Origin of the sequence: Membranihabitans marinus (assembly GCF_019802045.1) — a bacterium.
GTDB lineage: Bacteria > Bacteroidota > Bacteroidia > Chitinophagales > Saprospiraceae > Membranihabitans > Membranihabitans marinus_A.
In genome coordinates, this window is the sequence record NZ_JAHVHU010000005.1 from 175,740 (window position 1) to 192,752 (window position 17,013).

General features: G+C 45.8%; 12 protein-coding genes and 2 tRNA genes. 5 read left to right on the forward strand and 9 right to left on the reverse strand.

Translation table 11 applies throughout. The features are described from left to right. Positions 1 to 93: 93 nt before the first annotated feature. Together KUV50_RS05205 and KUV50_RS05210 are read right to left on the reverse strand one after the other, a co-directional pair. Positions 94 to 870: a DUF3307 domain-containing protein gene (locus KUV50_RS05205; protein ID WP_222579042.1), complete on the reverse strand. Its 777-nt coding sequence runs from the start codon at positions 868 to 870 to the stop codon at positions 94 to 96. Continuing rightward, positions 867 to 1,538 (reverse strand): hypothetical protein, encoded by a 672-nt coding sequence (locus tag KUV50_RS05210; protein ID WP_222579043.1) that lies wholly within the window; start codon positions 1,536 to 1,538, stop codon positions 867 to 869. The genes KUV50_RS05205 and KUV50_RS05210 overlap by 4 nt, the downstream gene beginning before the upstream one ends. Before the next feature lie 380 nt (positions 1,539 to 1,918). Between KUV50_RS05210 and KUV50_RS05215 the strand changes: the two genes are divergently transcribed. The 3 genes from KUV50_RS05215 (at position 1,919) to acs (ending at position 6,015) form a co-directional block, all read left to right on the forward strand. Continuing rightward, the gene (locus KUV50_RS05215; protein ID WP_222579044.1) at positions 1,919 to 2,176 is read left to right on the forward strand and encodes a DUF4212 domain-containing protein; all 258 of its coding nucleotides are present in this window, start codon (positions 1,919 to 1,921) and stop codon (positions 2,174 to 2,176) included. Positions 2,177 to 2,194: 18 nt separating this feature from the next. Next, positions 2,195 to 3,895 (forward strand): sodium:solute symporter family protein, encoded by a 1,701-nt coding sequence (locus KUV50_RS05220; RefSeq protein WP_222579045.1) that lies wholly within the window; start codon positions 2,195 to 2,197, stop codon positions 3,893 to 3,895. 182 nt (positions 3,896 to 4,077) lie between these two features. Beyond that, positions 4,078 to 6,015: an acetate--CoA ligase gene (gene acs, locus KUV50_RS05225; protein WP_222579046.1), complete on the forward strand. Its 1,938-nt coding sequence runs from the start codon at positions 4,078 to 4,080 to the stop codon at positions 6,013 to 6,015. 161 nt (positions 6,016 to 6,176) lie between these two features. Here the strand turns inward: acs and KUV50_RS05230 are convergent, their stop codons facing one another. The 4 genes from KUV50_RS05230 to KUV50_RS05245 form a co-directional block, all read right to left on the reverse strand. Further along, entirely contained in the window at positions 6,177 to 8,678 is a 2,502-nt protein-coding gene (locus tag KUV50_RS05230; protein ID WP_222579047.1) for a TonB-dependent receptor domain-containing protein, read from the reverse strand. Positions 8,679 to 8,850: 172 nt separating this feature from the next. Continuing rightward, positions 8,851 to 9,222, reverse strand: a complete 372-nt coding sequence (gene crcB, locus KUV50_RS05235; protein WP_222579048.1) for a fluoride efflux transporter CrcB — start codon at positions 9,220 to 9,222, stop codon at positions 8,851 to 8,853. A 363-nt stretch (positions 9,223 to 9,585) separates the two neighbouring features. Then, the gene (locus KUV50_RS05240) at positions 9,586 to 10,641 is read right to left on the reverse strand and encodes an AI-2E family transporter (RefSeq protein WP_222579049.1); all 1,056 of its coding nucleotides are present in this window, start codon (positions 10,639 to 10,641) and stop codon (positions 9,586 to 9,588) included. Between the two features lie 149 nt (positions 10,642 to 10,790). Continuing rightward, positions 10,791 to 10,875: transfer RNA gene (locus tag KUV50_RS05245), tRNA-Leu, on the reverse strand. Between the two features lie 206 nt (positions 10,876 to 11,081). On the opposite strand from KUV50_RS05245, the gene KUV50_RS05250 reads away from it, so the two are divergent. Continuing rightward, positions 11,082 to 11,154, forward strand: a tRNA-Gly gene (locus KUV50_RS05250). A gap of 482 nt (positions 11,155 to 11,636) precedes the next feature. Here KUV50_RS05250 and KUV50_RS05255 read toward each other — a convergent pair. The 3 genes from KUV50_RS05255 to KUV50_RS05265 form a co-directional block, all read right to left on the reverse strand. Further along, positions 11,637 to 12,365, reverse strand: coding sequence for an MIP/aquaporin family protein (locus tag KUV50_RS05255; protein ID WP_222579050.1), 729 nt, complete (start codon positions 12,363 to 12,365; stop codon positions 11,637 to 11,639). Positions 12,366 to 12,384: 19 nt separating this feature from the next. Further along, entirely contained in the window at positions 12,385 to 13,884 is a 1,500-nt protein-coding gene (glpK, locus tag KUV50_RS05260) for a glycerol kinase GlpK (RefSeq protein WP_222579051.1), read from the reverse strand. A 98-nt stretch (positions 13,885 to 13,982) separates the two neighbouring features. Beyond that, positions 13,983 to 15,533 (reverse strand): glycerol-3-phosphate dehydrogenase/oxidase, encoded by a 1,551-nt coding sequence (locus KUV50_RS05265; protein ID WP_222579052.1) that lies wholly within the window; start codon positions 15,531 to 15,533, stop codon positions 13,983 to 13,985. Positions 15,534 to 15,844: 311 nt separating this feature from the next. On the opposite strand from KUV50_RS05265, the gene KUV50_RS05270 reads away from it, so the two are divergent. Next, positions 15,845 to 16,723 (forward strand): endonuclease/exonuclease/phosphatase family protein, encoded by an 879-nt coding sequence (locus KUV50_RS05270; protein ID WP_222579053.1) that lies wholly within the window; start codon positions 15,845 to 15,847, stop codon positions 16,721 to 16,723. Positions 16,724 to 17,013: the final 290 nt, after the last annotated feature.

A 17,013-nucleotide genomic window follows, 5' to 3' on the forward strand; every position in this document is an offset into this window, starting at 1 on the left:
ACCTGAAGCTCAGAGTCCGGCGCCGGTATGATAGCCTCGAATTCATGGGGTACCCACCGTTCTTATTCAGCGCTTAACCAATTCAGCACTTTGCTACATTAATAAATAATAATTTAAAATCAGCCCTACAACAAGTACCACCGAAAAACTGAGTAAAGTTCCGATTAAGATATACTCCGTTTTTTTGTGCTGTAGACCTCGCGTCAAGTCACCAAAACGAAAAATGGATTTCGCTCCAATGAGAAAGCCCAATGCTGTGTACTGTCCGAGCAGGATAAAAGTCAGCGCCAACAGCCGCTCCAATTGACCGATCGCCCTTCCGGCTTGAGGCAATCCCACTCCGGCATCATCGAACTCCATATGATCCTGCCAGTCCCGGGTAGCGAGATCTACGAAAGTCGATGCAGGATATAATACAAAATAATATCCCAAAGCAACTATCAGAATTTTTGTAAGTTGCAATGATCCGCCTCCGATCCACATGGCATTCTGCATCCATATAGCGACGAGATAAAGCACACAAAAATGACCGATCTGATCCCATAAAAACACCAGACCTCGTTGAAGCCCCAGATCGCTCCACTCCCGCTCTATGTATTTTACATAATTTATTTTGGCCACATCAAACACCAAATGCCCCACCCCAATCAAACCAGCCCCCGCCACGCCAATCCAACTCCATTTTCCAGTGCTCCAGACGATTGCAGCTGTTGCCAATAACATATGAACCAGCGCATGATAATACAAATACGGGCTCCGCCATTTTCGTCGTCTTTTTCCGTCTACCCACATCCGGGGTTGAAAGGTAAAATCTCCCATAAAATGTGCGACGAACAACAAGACCAACAGGTTTAGATCAGGTAGTATCATTGGCGATTTAAATTAATGATCGAATGGTAGCGACGGATAGTTTGTTCCAGAACAGCCCATTCTGCGCTTTGAATGCGCTGACTCAGGGCCGGTTGTGAAATACCAAACAAATCCGCCATTTCTTGTTGTGTATAGTTTTCCTTCAGATGAACATACACTGAACGCGCCGATTTGACGGTCCACAACCGTTCAATGATGATATCCAGATATCGACACATCAGTTCCAGTTCTTCGTTCACCGAATCCCAGGGGGAGGCCATCGCCACAAAGTGATCACGTGGCATTGCATCAAGAAGTCGTCCTGATCTATGGAATGCCGGCCCGTTGGACTTACTGACGTGGGGTGCCCGATAGGTCACCTCCCCTATCCCCATACCCAAGCGACAACTCCAGGACAGTCCATGATCAGCTTTCAAATCGGCTGTAACGCCACCTTTCAACGCTGACTTAATGAGAAGGACTGCCTCAAGTCCATGTTCTGCTGGTAACACCCCCTGAAAGCTGTCTCCTCGAAATGAAGTAAAGTCCCCCTTCGAAACCCAACCCTGGGTCATCATTGACTCAAACGCCGTTGTGAGACTTTCGTCCAACAAGCCATACTTGTTTTGATCACCTCGTGTCTGCGAGGTGGTCGAACCCACCACATCTCCGGTAATTACTGCATACATGAATTCAAGATAAAAATAGTCTGTCAATTTTTATAAATATAAGCCAAATATTTTATAAACCTAGCCTATAAATCATTTACCTTATAGTGAATCTTTATAAGCTATTCACCTTATGCAGACTCTCCCACCTGTATCGGCGAAGATCAGCTTATCGGAAAAAGAAGGATTAATTGTAATTGCGCAACCTTATTTAAAATCAAAAATGATGTTTGAGTTCATTCTTTCGATAAGGCTGAGTATCGTTACCGATGGCCCCATGTCTAACTTGCAGATATTACGTGTATTCTTAAAAAATAATAAAATATTTTGATATAAATCACGGAATTAGTTGGAATAATTCATATTTTTCGCTTGGATCTTAACAGAATCAAATCATAAAAATGCTTAAACCAGATCAAAAACAGTACTGGAAAGAAAACTTAACCTACCTGCTCATACTCTTGTCAGTATGGTTTATCGTTTCGTTCGGATTTGGAATTATATGGGTGGAGGAATTGAATCAAATTCGTCTGGGAGGATACAAGCTTGGGTTTTGGTTTGCACAACAAGGGTCCATCTATATTTTTGTCCTGATCATATTTATTTATGTCTGGCTGATGAACCGGCTGGATCGAAAATACCAGGTCAATGAAGATTAATCCTATAAAATCGATAAAATGATAGAGAACATCTGGACCTATGGCCTGGTTGCACTTACGTTTGCCATATACATCGGAGTAGCGATCTGGTCCAAAGCGGGCTCGACCAAAGAATTTTATGTAGCGGGGGGCGGCGTTTCTCCGTTGGCCAATGGAATGGCGACGGCGGCTGACTGGATGTCCGCGGCTTCCTTTTTATCCATGGCCGGCATCATTTCTTTTTCCGGGTATATTGGTTCCCAATACCTCATGGGCTGGACCGGCGGCTATGTCTTGCTGGCTTTATTGCTGGCGCCTTACTTAAGAAAATTCGGGAAATTTACCGTGCCGGATTTTATTGGAGAACGATATTACAGTCAGACCGCCCGAGTCATTGCCGTGATTTGTGCCTTATTCGTATCATTCACCTATGCGGTCGGTCAGATGAAAGGAGTAGGTGTCGCGTTTGCCCGTTTTCTGGAAGTGAAATTTGAAGTAGGTGTCGGGATCGGTATCGTCATCGTCATGTTTTATGCCGTATTGGGTGGAATGAAAGGAATCACTTACACCCAGGTCGCTCAATATTGTGTACTAATTTTTGCTTATCTGGTTCCGGCCATTTTTATCTCCCTGTTTGTGACGGGCAATCCACTTCCTCAGCTTGGTCTCGGAGGAAAACTAGCGGACGGAGCCTGGTTACTGGATCGTCTGGATCAGATTCATACAGACCTAGGCTTCAAAGCCTATACATCGACGGACGTCAACCGAATCGATATGTTTTTTGTAACCGCTGCTTTGATGCTGGGCACGGCCGGCTTACCGCATGTTATCGTCCGATTTTTTACGGTTCCCCGTGTCAAGGATGCTCGGAAATCAGCGGGGTATGCGCTGGTCTTTATCGCTATTCTTTACACCACAGCCCCGGCGATAGCGGTTTTTGCAAAAACAAATCTGATCTCTGAAGTGGAAGGAAAACCATACAGCGAAGCACCCAACTGGTTTACGGATTGGGAGCACACCGGTCTTCTGAGCTTCAACGATTTAAATCAGGACGGGAAAATACAATATTACAACGATCAAAATCCCCAATATGTCCGGAAAGCGGAAGCTCAGGGACTCAACGGCAACGAACTTACCATTGACCCGGATATAATCGTTCTGGCCAATCCCGAAATGGCGAGTTTACCGGCCTGGGTGATCGGCTTAGTGGTGGCGGGTGGATTAGCGGCGGCCTTATCGACGGCAGCGGGCCTGCTGCTGGTCATCTCTACATCTATATCACATGATTTACTAAAAAAATGGCTCAAACCGGACATTACGGAAAAGAATGAACTATGGGCCGCCCGAATTTCAATTATGGTGGCGGTTATTATTTCCGGAATAGCGGGCATCAATCCCCCGGGCTTTGTGGCAGAAGTAGTGGCGTTTGCATTTGGGTTGGCTGCAGCTTCTTTCTTCCCGGCTATTGTGCTTGGCATATTCTCATCCCGGGTCAACAAGGAGGGAGCGCTGGCAGGCATGGTCGTTGGTCTGGCTTTTACAGCATCCTATATTTTATATTTTGCGGTGTTGGGCTATGGCGGGCCGGAAGATTACTGGTTCGGCATCTCCCCGAAAGGAATCGGCACCCTCGGAATGCTCCTTAACCTGGTCGTTACACTGTTGATCACCTATATCACCCCGGCCCCGCCGGAAGACATCAAAACCATGGTTCAGCGCATACGGGTACCAAAAGAATAATCAGGGCAAGCGGAGTCTATTGATAGTTTAATAACCACAAAATTCGACTGATTTAATTGAAGCTTCACAATTAAAAGAGGCACTTTCATGAAATAGGATGACCAGATTTTGGAAATCACAGAATAATTGTCAAACTTAAGCGCTTCATTAAAATTTTCAGATAAAAATCAATAACACAAGAAATGGAGGACATCAGAATTAAATCCAAAGCGGATTATCAAGCGGCCTATCAGGAAAGCGTGGATCACCCGGAACAATTTTGGGCCAAGATCGCGGACACATTTGACTGGAAAAAACCCTATGATAAGGTCCTGGAATGGGAATTTGAGACCCCGGACATCAAGTGGTTTCAAGGCGGTCAGATCAATATGGCTGAAAACTGCCTGGACCGTTACCTGGAGACCCAGCCGGATAAGACCGCTATTCTTTGGGAACCCAATGACCCCAATGATGACAATATTGCCTGGAGCTACAAAGAACTTCATCACCGAGTATGCAAGTTTGCCAACGTATTGAAGGCCAATGGTATAGAAAAAGGAGACCGGGTGTGTATATACATGCCGATGGTTCCACACCTGGCTGTAGCACTTTTAGCCTGCACGCGGATTGGTGCCATTCATTCCGTGGTGTTTGCGGGCTTCTCTGCTCAGTCGCTCGCAGACCGGATCAATGATTCCAGTTGTAAAATTGTACTGACGACAGACGGTAGCTTCCGCGGAAACAAGGAGATTGACATTAAAGGTATAGTAGATGAAGGAGTTTCCAAGACGAGCAGTGTAGAAAAAGTCATTGTCCTGAAGCGCACGGAGAAGTTTATCAACATGAAAGAAGGCAGAGACGTCTGGTGGGACGATGAAATGGAAAAAGTGGATGCCAACTGTCCGGCCGAACCCATGGATGCGGAGGATCCACTCTTTATACTTTATACTTCGGGAAGTACAGGAAAACCCAAAGGAGTGGTTCATACCACGGCGGGGTACATGGTGAGCACATACTATACTTTTCTCAATGTCTTTCAATACGAAGATGAAGACGTATACTGGTGTACGGCAGATATCGGTTGGATTACCGGTCATTCCTACATCGTTTACGGCCCGCTTCTGGCCGGAGCAACGACACTGATGTTTGAAGGAATTCCGACCTGGCCGGATGCAGGACGTTTCTGGGCGATCGTAGATAAATACCAGGTGAACCAACTCTATACCGCTCCTACTGCCATCCGATCACTCATGGCCAATGGCCTGGAACCTGTGGCCCGTTATTCCCTGAACTCGCTGAAAGTGATCGGATCCGTTGGTGAACCCATCAACGAAGAAGCGTGGAAGTGGTACCACACTTATATTGGAAAAGGCAAATGTCCACTCGTCGACACCTGGTGGCAAACAGAGAATGGATCCATTCTGATATCCCCAATCCCCCATGTGACCGATATTCGACCGATGTATGCCACCAATCCACTCCCCGGCGTGCAGCCCATCATCCTGGATAAAGATGGAAACGAGATCACCGAACCCCATGAAGAAGGTTTACTCTGTATGAAATTTCCCTGGCCCTCCATCGTTCGGACACTTTATGGAGACCACGATCGAATGCGCAACACCTATTTCTCGACCTTCAAAGGGTATTATTTTTCAGGGGATGCAGCCAAACGAGACAACAAAGGCCGGTACCGAATCATTGGGCGGGTCGATGACGTGATCAATGTTTCCGGACATCGGCTGGGTACTGCGGAACTGGAAGATGCCATCAACGAACACCCGTGGGTGGTCGAATCAGCTGTCGTTGGTTTTCCCCACGACATCAAAGGACAAGGGATTTATGCCTATATAATTACAGAACGGGACATAGACAGCCAACAGGCCTTCAAAGATGAGATCAATGAAACGGTCCGCAAAGAAATCGGACCCATTGCAAAACCGGACATCATTCAAGTAGTGCCGGGATTGCCAAAAACGCGAAGTGGAAAGATCATGCGTCGTATATTACGTAAAATCGCAGAAGGAGATATCTCGACATTGGGTGATACCTCGACACTCTTGAACCCAGACATTGTCGATGACATCGTAGAAGAAGCCACGACGGTCAATGAGGAACAAAAACACGCCTTTCTTAAGGATTAAATCCTAATTGCATGTGCACAAAAAAACCTCCGGGAATTTAAATTTTCCGGAGGTTTTTTCTTGGAGGCCCAAACGATATGACATCGACAACTGGTTAAAAAACCCTGGAAGCATGCGTATCCCTACCAGCCATACGAATTAAAACGCTCAGTAAAATCAGGTCAGAACTGACCGCCCTGATCACCCCCTTGCTGACCACTGTCTCCTCCCTTCACATCATCATTTTTGATCACACTCTGACGATTCTGTTGCTTAAAGTCCAGGTTTCCGAACCGATAACTAAAGCTCACGCCAAAGGACTGGAACGGTATGGTAAAGTCAGACACTTGTGTAAAGTTAGCTCCTTCCAATTCGGACCGGAATGATTTACTTTTATTAAACAGATCGGTCACCGTCAGACCAATTGTACCTCGTTCCCCAAAGATTTCTTTTTGAACCCCAAAGCTCATCATAGAAAATGAAGGCAATCGTCCCTGGATCGACCATCGTTGCGAGTTCCCAAACATAAACCCTTCGGCTTTCCAGCCTTTTCCAAAATTATAGGTGGCACTGACAAACATGCGGGTAATCCAGTTGCTGTAGGCATCCTCTACGTTGAGTTCTTCACTGGCTTCCACCACATGGTGTTGGTTAATATCCAGGTTCCCACGCAGGGTCAGATTATTTCTAATCGAAAACGAAGTAAACAGGTTGGCTCCATACACATCGGTCTTGCCCACATTCTCAAACGTATTTACTGAAACTCCCTGATCGTTAATACGCAGATAACTGGAAATAATATCCCGGGTGCGCTTGTAATAGGTGCTGAAGTTGATCACGGTCCCCTTGATAAAGGTGGAATAACCCAGTTCGTACTGGCTGGTTAGTTCTGGTGACAGGTAGGGGTTTCCTTCTGTAATAATCTTCCGGTCTTCCTGATTACGATAGGGGTTGATGTAAAACAAGCTCGGTCGCTGGATCCGCTCTGTGTAGGATGCCTTGATCGTATTGAATTTGATCTTTTTGGATAAAATGACCGTGGGTAAAAAATTACCATACGATTGATCGAAAGCACCTGATCCATCAATAAATTCACCATCTATATTGGTCCCTTCATACCGCGCACCGACGACTGCTGACCAGGTTTCCCAAAAATTGAGATTCATGGATGCATACCCCGCATACACATTCTGCCCGTAGAGAAACTCATCCGTCCGTTCGGGATCCACGATATACTGATTCTCGTCCAGGTTGAAAATTCTAAAATCATACTTACTGTCGATGTTTCGAAACACCCCTTTGGCCCCTGTTTCCAGTTTTATGGCTTCACTAAATGGTTTGGTATAATCGATCTGAAAGGTAGATTCAAAATTATCGCCATCATTTTTATTCTTTTCTTTGTAATTCTTTGATACGTCTGCTCCCAACCGTTCAATCACTTTGTCGTCTTTACTCAGATCGCCGTTCAGTTGGAAGGCAAACACAAGTTCATGACCTTCTGTATCAAACTTCTTGGTATAGTCCGAAGTCCAGTCAAAACCGGAACGCAGATTCGTCCCTTCATTAAATCGTTTATAGTTTTCTACCAGATCATTGACCGGGTCTACAAACATCGATTCCAACTCACCATCCCGGTCCGAGGTAAACCCACGGAAAGAAATGGTTGAATTGATGGAATTAAAAGCATTAAAGTCATAGAATGCGCCCAATTTTCCCCGAAAACCGATTCTCGATGAGGTGTTCACGCCATCCTGCTGAAGAATTCGGGTCCCCGAGGGAGTTTCGTCTTTTCGCAGGAACATATTTTTCCCTTGCTGGGGCCAGCTAAAAAAAGCGCCCCCGCCTCCATTGATGCCAAAACGCTGCTTGACACCTGAAATATTGAAAGCGGCTCTGTTTTGCCGGGTACCCAGGGTGGCGTTGACATTTCCACTCATCCCCTGTACCTTGCTTTCCTTGGTAATGATATTTATAATTCCGCCCGAACCCTCGCCATCATACTTGGCGCTCGGGGTTGTAATCACCTCTACTTTGGAGATTTCATCGGCCGGTATCATTTTCAACGCATCTGCGATAGATCCTGAGAATATCCCCGACGGTTTCCCATTTATCAAAATTTTTAGATTTTGCGAACCCCGCAAGGACACATTGCCATTCATGTCGACGTTGAGCATCGGTACTTTCCGAAGCACATCGGCCGCGTCTCCGCCTTTGACCGATACGTCGTTTTCGGCATTGTATACCAGTCGGTCTACTTTATTCTCAACCAAGGCCTTTTGCCCTTCGACTTTCACGGTCTCAAGCAACACCTGATCGGTTTGAAGCTGTATAGTCCCCAGATCTGCATCGGGGGATTTTAAAGTCAACTCAATGTCCGTCACCTTTCGAGGCGTATATCCGATAAATGAAATACTCACATCGTACGTGCCCGGTTTTATATTGGGTACGACAAAATTCCCATTTTCATCAGAAATAGTTCCGTCAATATCTTTATCAAATCCACTGCGTCGCAAGGCAATGGTTGCAAATTCTACGGGTGTCTGACTGGCACTATCGATGATCTGACCGGTAATTTTACCAACAATATTACTTCCGCTCGATGCACCTCCGGCACCCGGATACTGCGCCAACGCAAAAGTGGATATAAAGAGAAGTAAAAAACAAGAAAAGGCTGCTTTGTTCATTATTGAATGGTTTAATGTTAATGTCGCTATACAATTGGCAAATTTAATAAATCGTACTCGGTTGATTCTATTTCTTAGACCAACGGTGTGTATTATAAGATAAGAGTTAGTGGAACACCGTATTTTACCGTTTGTTTAAAAGCAGGGCGTAAAAAAAACACCAATTTTACGTTCAACTCGCTAATTTATAACCGACAAAAACCATGAAGAGACCGAGCAAAACGCTGGATAAAGCATAGAGCAAAAATCGATCATACGCTCCGATCTGGAGTAAAGCCATGTTTTCATAGGAAAAGGCAGAAAAAGTAGTGAAACCTCCGCAAAATCCGGTAATCAATAAGAGCTTTTGAATTTCCCCGGTCTGGCTGGAAGACAGTACCAAGCCATAGATAATTCCGATCACCAATGAACCGATTATATTGACCAGAAACGTCCCCCAGGGAAAGTTCATTGGTGTCCATCCAGATACCCATACCCCGACCAAATACCGAAGTACGGATCCAATTCCCCCGCCCAGAAAAACAAGCATTAAATTAATAGCCATTGGTTGCTGGTTATTTGGTTATTTTGTTATTGTGCTATTCCTTACTGGTTACTGGTTACTGTGTTCTTGCGTTATTGCTACGCTTTAATGTCGTCATTCGTCGCTGATGCGCCTACCTGCTCCGCAAAGGTAAGTAGACTTCGCTGTTCGTTGGATACTCCCGCCGTTGGCGCCAAACCACAAACAGGCAGAGCCTTAACTCCAAACGGCTGAAAGTTCCAAATTTCGAAAATTCCCTTTATCAACCCCATAAACCTCATAAACTTTATCAACCCTATAAACCTTATAAACAAAAACCACCACCGAATTCAAAATTCACCCCTTCATACCAACTAACCCGCTACAAATCCCCTAACCATTACATTAACGGGTGCTAATCAAATAGCCATACGGGTGCAATTCATCGACGTTGTCAAACACGACTTTGGCTATTCCCAATAGAGGAACAAAGACAACCATCCCTGCTACGCCCCAAATAAATCCACCAAGAAGCAAAGCAAATATCGTAGCCAGCGGGCTGAGGTCGACCTTTGCGCCAGCAATATTGGGGGTCAAAATATAACTTTCCACATTTTGGATGACGAAAAAATAAATACCGGCTATGAAAGCGGCCGAAGCCGTATCGTGGGTCAGCAATGCATATAGTACCGGAAAAACACTACCCATCACAGAACCGATATAAGGAATCAGATTGAGCAAACCCGCCAATAATCCGAAAAACAAGGCGTGCTTTATACCAATAAAGTAAAGAGCGGCTGTATTGACTACAGATAGGATCAACACGACGATAAATATACCGGCAATATAAGAGCTGGCGACCTGTGTGGTCTTTTCAACGATGTGCGTTGCCTCTCCCACCCCTTCTTTACTTTGGACTCGAACCAACCGGATGATGAAATTTTTAAGACGCCCCCGATACAACAAAAGTAAAATTGAATAGGTGACCACGATCATAAAATTCACCAGGTAGCCACCCAGCGAACGCAGTAGAAGGGTCGCAAAGTTGGTGATACCACCAGCGGCCAGGCTCAATTGATTTTTAAGATACCCCTCCTGCTGTTCTTTAGACAATTCAAAGGTGTCTGATATATAGATGTACACATTTTCCAACATGGTCGGAAGTCGATCCTCTAAGGATCCCAGATCGCGCCCCAGCAATATCAACTGATTAATTAAAATAGAGAATATCGTTATAATGATGCTGACAGTCAACAAGACACTTACCAAAGATGCTAACAGTCGTGGGAATTTCCACCGTTCCAATTGACGGGTAAAAGGGGCCAGCAACATTGCAAGAAGGCTGCCCAGTGCCAAGGGTATGAGAAATGAGCTTCCCCAATAAAGCAAAGTAAATAAAAGGAGTAAAAACAGAAGCACCTGATTCACATGGAAAAGTGCTGAGGTGTTTTTTACATTCATTGTATTCCGGGTTTGAGATCCTCAAAACGCCTAAAATACAAATAATATGAATGATCCGCACCCATTAACATTTATTGGATAAAAGCAATCTTTCAAATGCCTGATGGACCTAATTCTGGATTCCAAATCATGATCGATTTGAAAAAAGGTGCCCGGGGCGGGACTTGAACCCGCACGACCGCAATGGTCACAGGATTTTAAGTCCTGCGTGTCTACCAATTCCACCACCCGGGCGAAAATATATACGGCATGAGACCCTGGTCCTTTGACATGCTAAATGGGGATTTATTCTATCCCTGGATCTTATGCCGTCGCAAATCTAATACCTTCCCACTTAATTACAAACTTCTCGTCCGAAATAAAATAATAAATTATCGAATTTCGGTTTGAGATTCCCAAATAACTCTTATATTTGCCATCGCTTACAAAAAATAGCACACGCGAAAGTAGCTCAGCTGGTAGAGCACGACCTTGCCAAGGTCGGGGTCGCGGGTTCGAATCCCGTCTTTCGCTCATCAAGCCCTGGCTCATGGAGCCGGGGTTTTTCATTTCTACTATTGCCTTCCTCCGCTTAAAACCAGCGTTTATCCAATGATTTGATTCGATGACATTTTTTTTACTTAAAAACCCTTCCGACCATTGGATGGGGTTCCGGGTCGAGGGTCCTGTTCCGGGGATGAGATGTATAAATCCTAATAGAAAGGCGTAGTGAATTAACCGTGATAAGATTCTTCAGCTATACAAAGACTGTCGAGAATCAGGAGGCATTGTCTTGTAAAAATAAAGGGAAGAACTTCGAAATACTACAAAATGTCGATTGAATTTATGTCCAATAAGGAACCTTTATTTACATCTAGGATATATATATTATGACTAAATGATTTTCTTGATCACCCCCTTCGAAAATCAAGTCGTTGTGGTAAATTAGGCGGATTGAGAGATTTTCTCGAGCCCAATAGGATACTCTTTCGATAATTGGCCCCTACCCTACTCTATTAAAATACGAGATAAAAGCCACCCGCGATGGCCGCACCTACCAGAGGTCCGACAACCGGGATCCAGGCATAATCCCAGCCCGCTGATTCTTCTTTTTTGGTAAAAAGCAAGGAATAGACAATGCGCGGCGATAAATCCCGTGCCGGATTAATGGCATAACCCGTGGTGCCACCCAGCGACAATCCAATCGCCCAGACCAAAAATGCGACCGGAATGGCTCCAATGGAACCGAGTCCCACCGGCGTTTGATTTGGATCTTCCAATTTGGCTCCCGTAATATACAATACCACAAAGACCAATACAAAGGTGCCAATTAATTCCGACAGAAAATTATTTCCATTGTTCCGAATCTCCGGATGGGTACAAAATGTAGCCCGGATCCCAAGAATGTTGGTGGTGGCCTGATAGTGCATCCGATAGAACAACCAGACAAACAACGCTCCGAGCCCCCCACCGATCATTTGCCCGGCAATATATGGTAGCACCTGGCCCCAATCAAATTTACCGGCAATAGCCAGCCCCACCGTGACGGCCGGATTAATATGCGCACCGCTATAGGGGCCGGCAACCACTACACCGACAAAAACAGCCAGGGCCCACCCTGTCGTAATCACGATCCAACCTGAATCTGATCCTTTGGTATCTTTTAACACTACATTGGCAACTACGCCATTTCCAAGTAAAATAAGTAAAAATGTTCCGATGATTTCGGCGACAAATGGAGTCATAAGATAGTAGGTTTAAAATTTAATTTTCATTTGTTTTTTCCCATCCACGGGATCGTTCAACGGCTGCATGCCATCTTTTTAATAATTGATCAGCAGCTTCCGATTCCATTTCCGGATCAAATTCCCGATCCACCTGCCACTGACTTTGAATGTCATCGATACTTTTCCAATATCCCGTAGCCAAACCAGCCAGATAGGCAGCGCCCATGGCAGTGGTTTCCATGACCTTCGGCCGAATCACCTGACTTCGAAGAATATCCGCCTGGAATTGCATCATAAAATTGTTCTTTACAGCTCCACCATCTACGCGCATCTCTTTGGTTTCACTTTGCATATCCTGCTCCATGGCTTTCAAAACATCAGCTACCTGGTACGCAATGCCCTCCAATGCCGCGCGTACAATGTGATTCTTGGTCGTACCCCGGGTCAACCCGACCAATGTACCCCGGGCAAATTGATCCCAATACGGTGCAGCCAATCCCGAAAGAGCGGGGACGAAATACACACCGTCATTGTCTTCCACCGCTGTGGCCATCGCTTCAGAATCAGCCGCATCACTTAATAATCCCAGGCCATCACGCAACCACTGGATGGCAGCACCACCGATAAACACACTTCCTTCCAGGGCATAGGTCACCTTATCGTCCAATTTCCAGGCCACCGTAGTCAATAGATTGTTGTCGGACTGCACCGCTTCTTCGCCGGTATTCATCACCAAAAAGCAGCCAGTTCCGTAGGTTGTCTTAGCCATCCCTCGTTCCAGGCACATCTGTCCGAATAAAGCCGATTGCTGATCTCCAGCCACCCCTGTGATTGGAATGGGAAAAAGAGTATTCGCTGTTTCACCAAAAACCTCACTATTGGATTTTACTTCGGGCATCATCTCAGCCGGAATATCAAACAGATCCAGTAATTCCTGATCCCAGCACTGGTCATGGATATTGTAAAGCATCGTCCGGGATGCATTGGTGATATCAGTGGCATGCGTGGCCCCCTTCGTAAACTTATATATCAGCCACGAGTCGACCGTACCAAACTTCAACCGACCGGCTGCGGCCTTTTCGCGGGCTCCTTCGACATTGTCCAGAATCCATTTTAATTTGGTCGCTGAGAAATAGGCATCAATAATCAGCCCGGTTTTGTCCCGGATCATATCTGCATGCCCCGCTGCTTTAAGCTCTTCACAGTAATCCGACGTGCGGCGGTCTTGCCACACGATCGCCCGATGTATCGGCTGTTGGGTTTCCGTGTCCCATACCACCGTGGTTTCCCGTTGGTTGGTGATTCCGATTGCTTCGATATCCTGGGCGTCCAGATCGGTTTGAGCCACCACCTCGGCAGCCACCGAAGACTGTGTCGACCAGATCTCCTGAGCGTCATGCTCTACCCACCCGGCTTTTGGAAAATATTGCTGAAAAGGTTTTTGAGCGACAGAAATGATCTCCCCGGAATGATTAAAAATGATCGCCCGGGATGAGGTCGTTCCCTGATCCAATGCTAAAATGTATTTCTTTGACATAAAATTAAATTTATTTGATTCTTACTACTAACCGTTCGTCTAATAGTGTGAGAACTGTGAATTTCAAAAAAAATTTAAAGTAAGAAACTTTTTCAGGACTATAGACTTTTCCATCTGTATTTTTTTGCCAGGGCTTTGAATGCATCTAAGTCTGCTTTAAGATCATACACCTCCGATCCCAGTTCTTCTTGCAACATCGCTCCGATCTCCGGAGCTATTTTAAGCGCACGGTCTGCATCCAGGACCAGCAACCGCATCCGGCGACTCAAAATATCTTCGATGGTCAATGCATACTCTTCCCGAATCATATACCGCACGTCGCCGGCGGTCCACGGGTATCCGACCACAATTTCATTCCCCTCCACCTTAGACTCAACCTTAACCTCAGCATTTCCTTCCTCGCCCAAACCATATTTTTTATCCAACGCGGATACCCAAACCGGGAGGTGGTCGGTCCGACAGGTTTTTTCTGAAAGTCGACCGAGTTTGATGGCTTCATCCACGGCATCTTCGGCCATACGCCGGTACGTGGTCCACTTCCCCCCGATGATGGTTATCATGCCATGCGGTGAAGTTAGCACGCGATGCCCTCTGGAAATTTCTTTCGTTTTATGTCCGGACTCTTCCGGGGCCGCCAAAGGGCGTAATCCGGCAAATACAGATTGGATGTCAGACGCCTTGGGAGAAGGTGTCATGTACGCATCAGCCGTTTCCAGAATAAAGTTAATTTCCTGGTCCGAGGGTTGCGGCTCCTTGTTCGTCTCCTCCACAGGTGCATCCGTCGTCCCGATTAAAGTCTTGTCGTACCACGGAATGGCAAAAAGGACACGTCCATCGGACGTCTTCGGAATCATAATGCCATGTCGGCTTTTCAGGAACCGTCCATCTACCACGATGTGTGCACCTCGGCTTGGTGCAATCAAAGGCCGGGTCTGCTCTTGTTCCATCCCCAGAATATCGTCCACATACACCCCCGTGGCATTGAAGACCGTTTTGGCAGAAAGAGCTATTTCCTGATCTGAAATGTGATCTTTAAACTTCAAATGAAAAACATCTGCTTTTTCGTCCTTATCAATTTGATTGACCTCCGCATAGTTCAGCACCGCAGCACCGTGCTCCTCAGCTGTTTTGGCCAGTGAAACCGCCATCCGACTGTCGTCAAACTGTCCATCGTAATAAACAATTCCTCCTTTTAACCCCTTTTTTCGAATGGTCGGTAAAAATTTCTCCACCGATGACGAAGAGATATACGTCGAACGACCCAGACTCCGCTTTCCTGAAAGCAGATCATATAGTTTCAGGCCGATGTAATAAAATGGAATCTCCCACCACTGATAAGCCGGCACTACAAAGGGCAAATCCCGCACCAGTGCCGGTGCATTTTTACGCATGATGCCGCGCTCTCGCAAGGCTTCCAACACCAGTCGAACATTCCCCTGTGCCAGGTATCGAACTCCACCATGGACCAACTTGGTACTCCGGCTGGATGTCCCCTTGGCAAAGTCATCACGCTCCAACAACACCGTCGAATACCCCCGGCTGGCAGCATCTACTGCGATCCCAACACCAGTTGCTCCGCCACCAATGACGACCACATCAACGGGTCCGTCTGCTTTGGTTATCCGGTGCATCATTTCATTTCGCCACATAGGTATATGAATTAGTATTTACATCAAATAATATGAACATAGGTATTTGAACCTTCTCTTCCAAACTCCTAATATTTTGACAAATATCTTAAAATATTTTTAGCATGAAATGGATTGACTCAATTTGTTTGGCTTTCGAAACATAGACTTAATTTTCATAATAACTCATCACCAGGGTTTGACAATCCTGGTGATGAAGGTAAATACATCCACTCACATGCCCGAAGAAAGCCCGGCTGTACATTCCGCTTATTTTGACAAATAGTGTATATTCACCTTTCGATTTCAAAAATCTATTCAATCATATTCGTATGAATCACGTCACAAATCAAATAAGAACTCGGCTGGTTTTCCTACCAGTACTTCTCACCATGCTTGTCGTTATGGGAACCAATACGGAACTGACGGCACAGGATCGGAGTGTCATGACCTACAACCTCCGTAATAGTAATGCCAATGACGGCGAAGACATCTGGGACAATCGCAAAGAAAGCCTGGTTCAGGAAATCGCTTTTTATGAACCTGATTTTTTGGGCGTTCAGGAAGCTTTGCATTCGCAGATGGAATACCTGGATGAGCAGCTCCCACAGTACGCTTATATCGGGGTGGGTCGGGATGATGGAAAGACCCGGGGTGAATACAGTGCTATCTTTTATCACAAAGATCGGGTGAAATTGCTGACCGGTTCAACGTTTTGGCTCTCCGAGACACCGGATAAAATATCGAAGGGATGGGATGCCGCTCTACCCCGGATTGTGACCTACGGTCATTTTAAATACAAGAAAGGAAAAAAAGATAAAATCTGGTATTTCAATACGCATTTTGATCACCGGGGGACAGAAGCCCGTGAAAAAAGCGTCGAACTAATCATCAAAAAAGTCCACGAACTGGCCAACTCCAAAGAACCGGTTCTGATCTCGGGGGACTTCAATCTCACACCGGACTCCAAGCCGATTCAGCACATGTCCAAAGCGTTTAACGACACCTACACCCATTCCCGGGTACCCGCTTTTGGGCCAGCCACCACCTTTCAAGGCTTCAACATCAATGCCCAAAACGACAAACGCATTGATTATATATTTACCAATGACCATGTTCAGGTGCTGAAAACCGCTATTTTGAGCCATTGGATCGACGGACACTTTAACTCGGACCACTTCCCGGTGTTGAGTTATTTCCGGGTGAAATAAGATTACTTTATTTCTCGCAAAGACGGTAAGACGCAGAATGTTTCCCGCAGATCTCGCAGATTTTCGCAGATATTAATCCATGCAAACCGTGCTGGGGGACAGGTGTAAGTCTCCCCTTTCCCACCCGACTTACACCACAGGATTCTTCCCCCACCTCCGTGCCGGCAGGTATGGTCTATGGGTTGACAAATGATATATGGAAATAACAATCAGTAGTTCCCGCAGATACGACAGATTTTCGCAGAGGATTACCCTTACAAACTGTCCAGGTAGTGCTGAGAAGGTGTAAG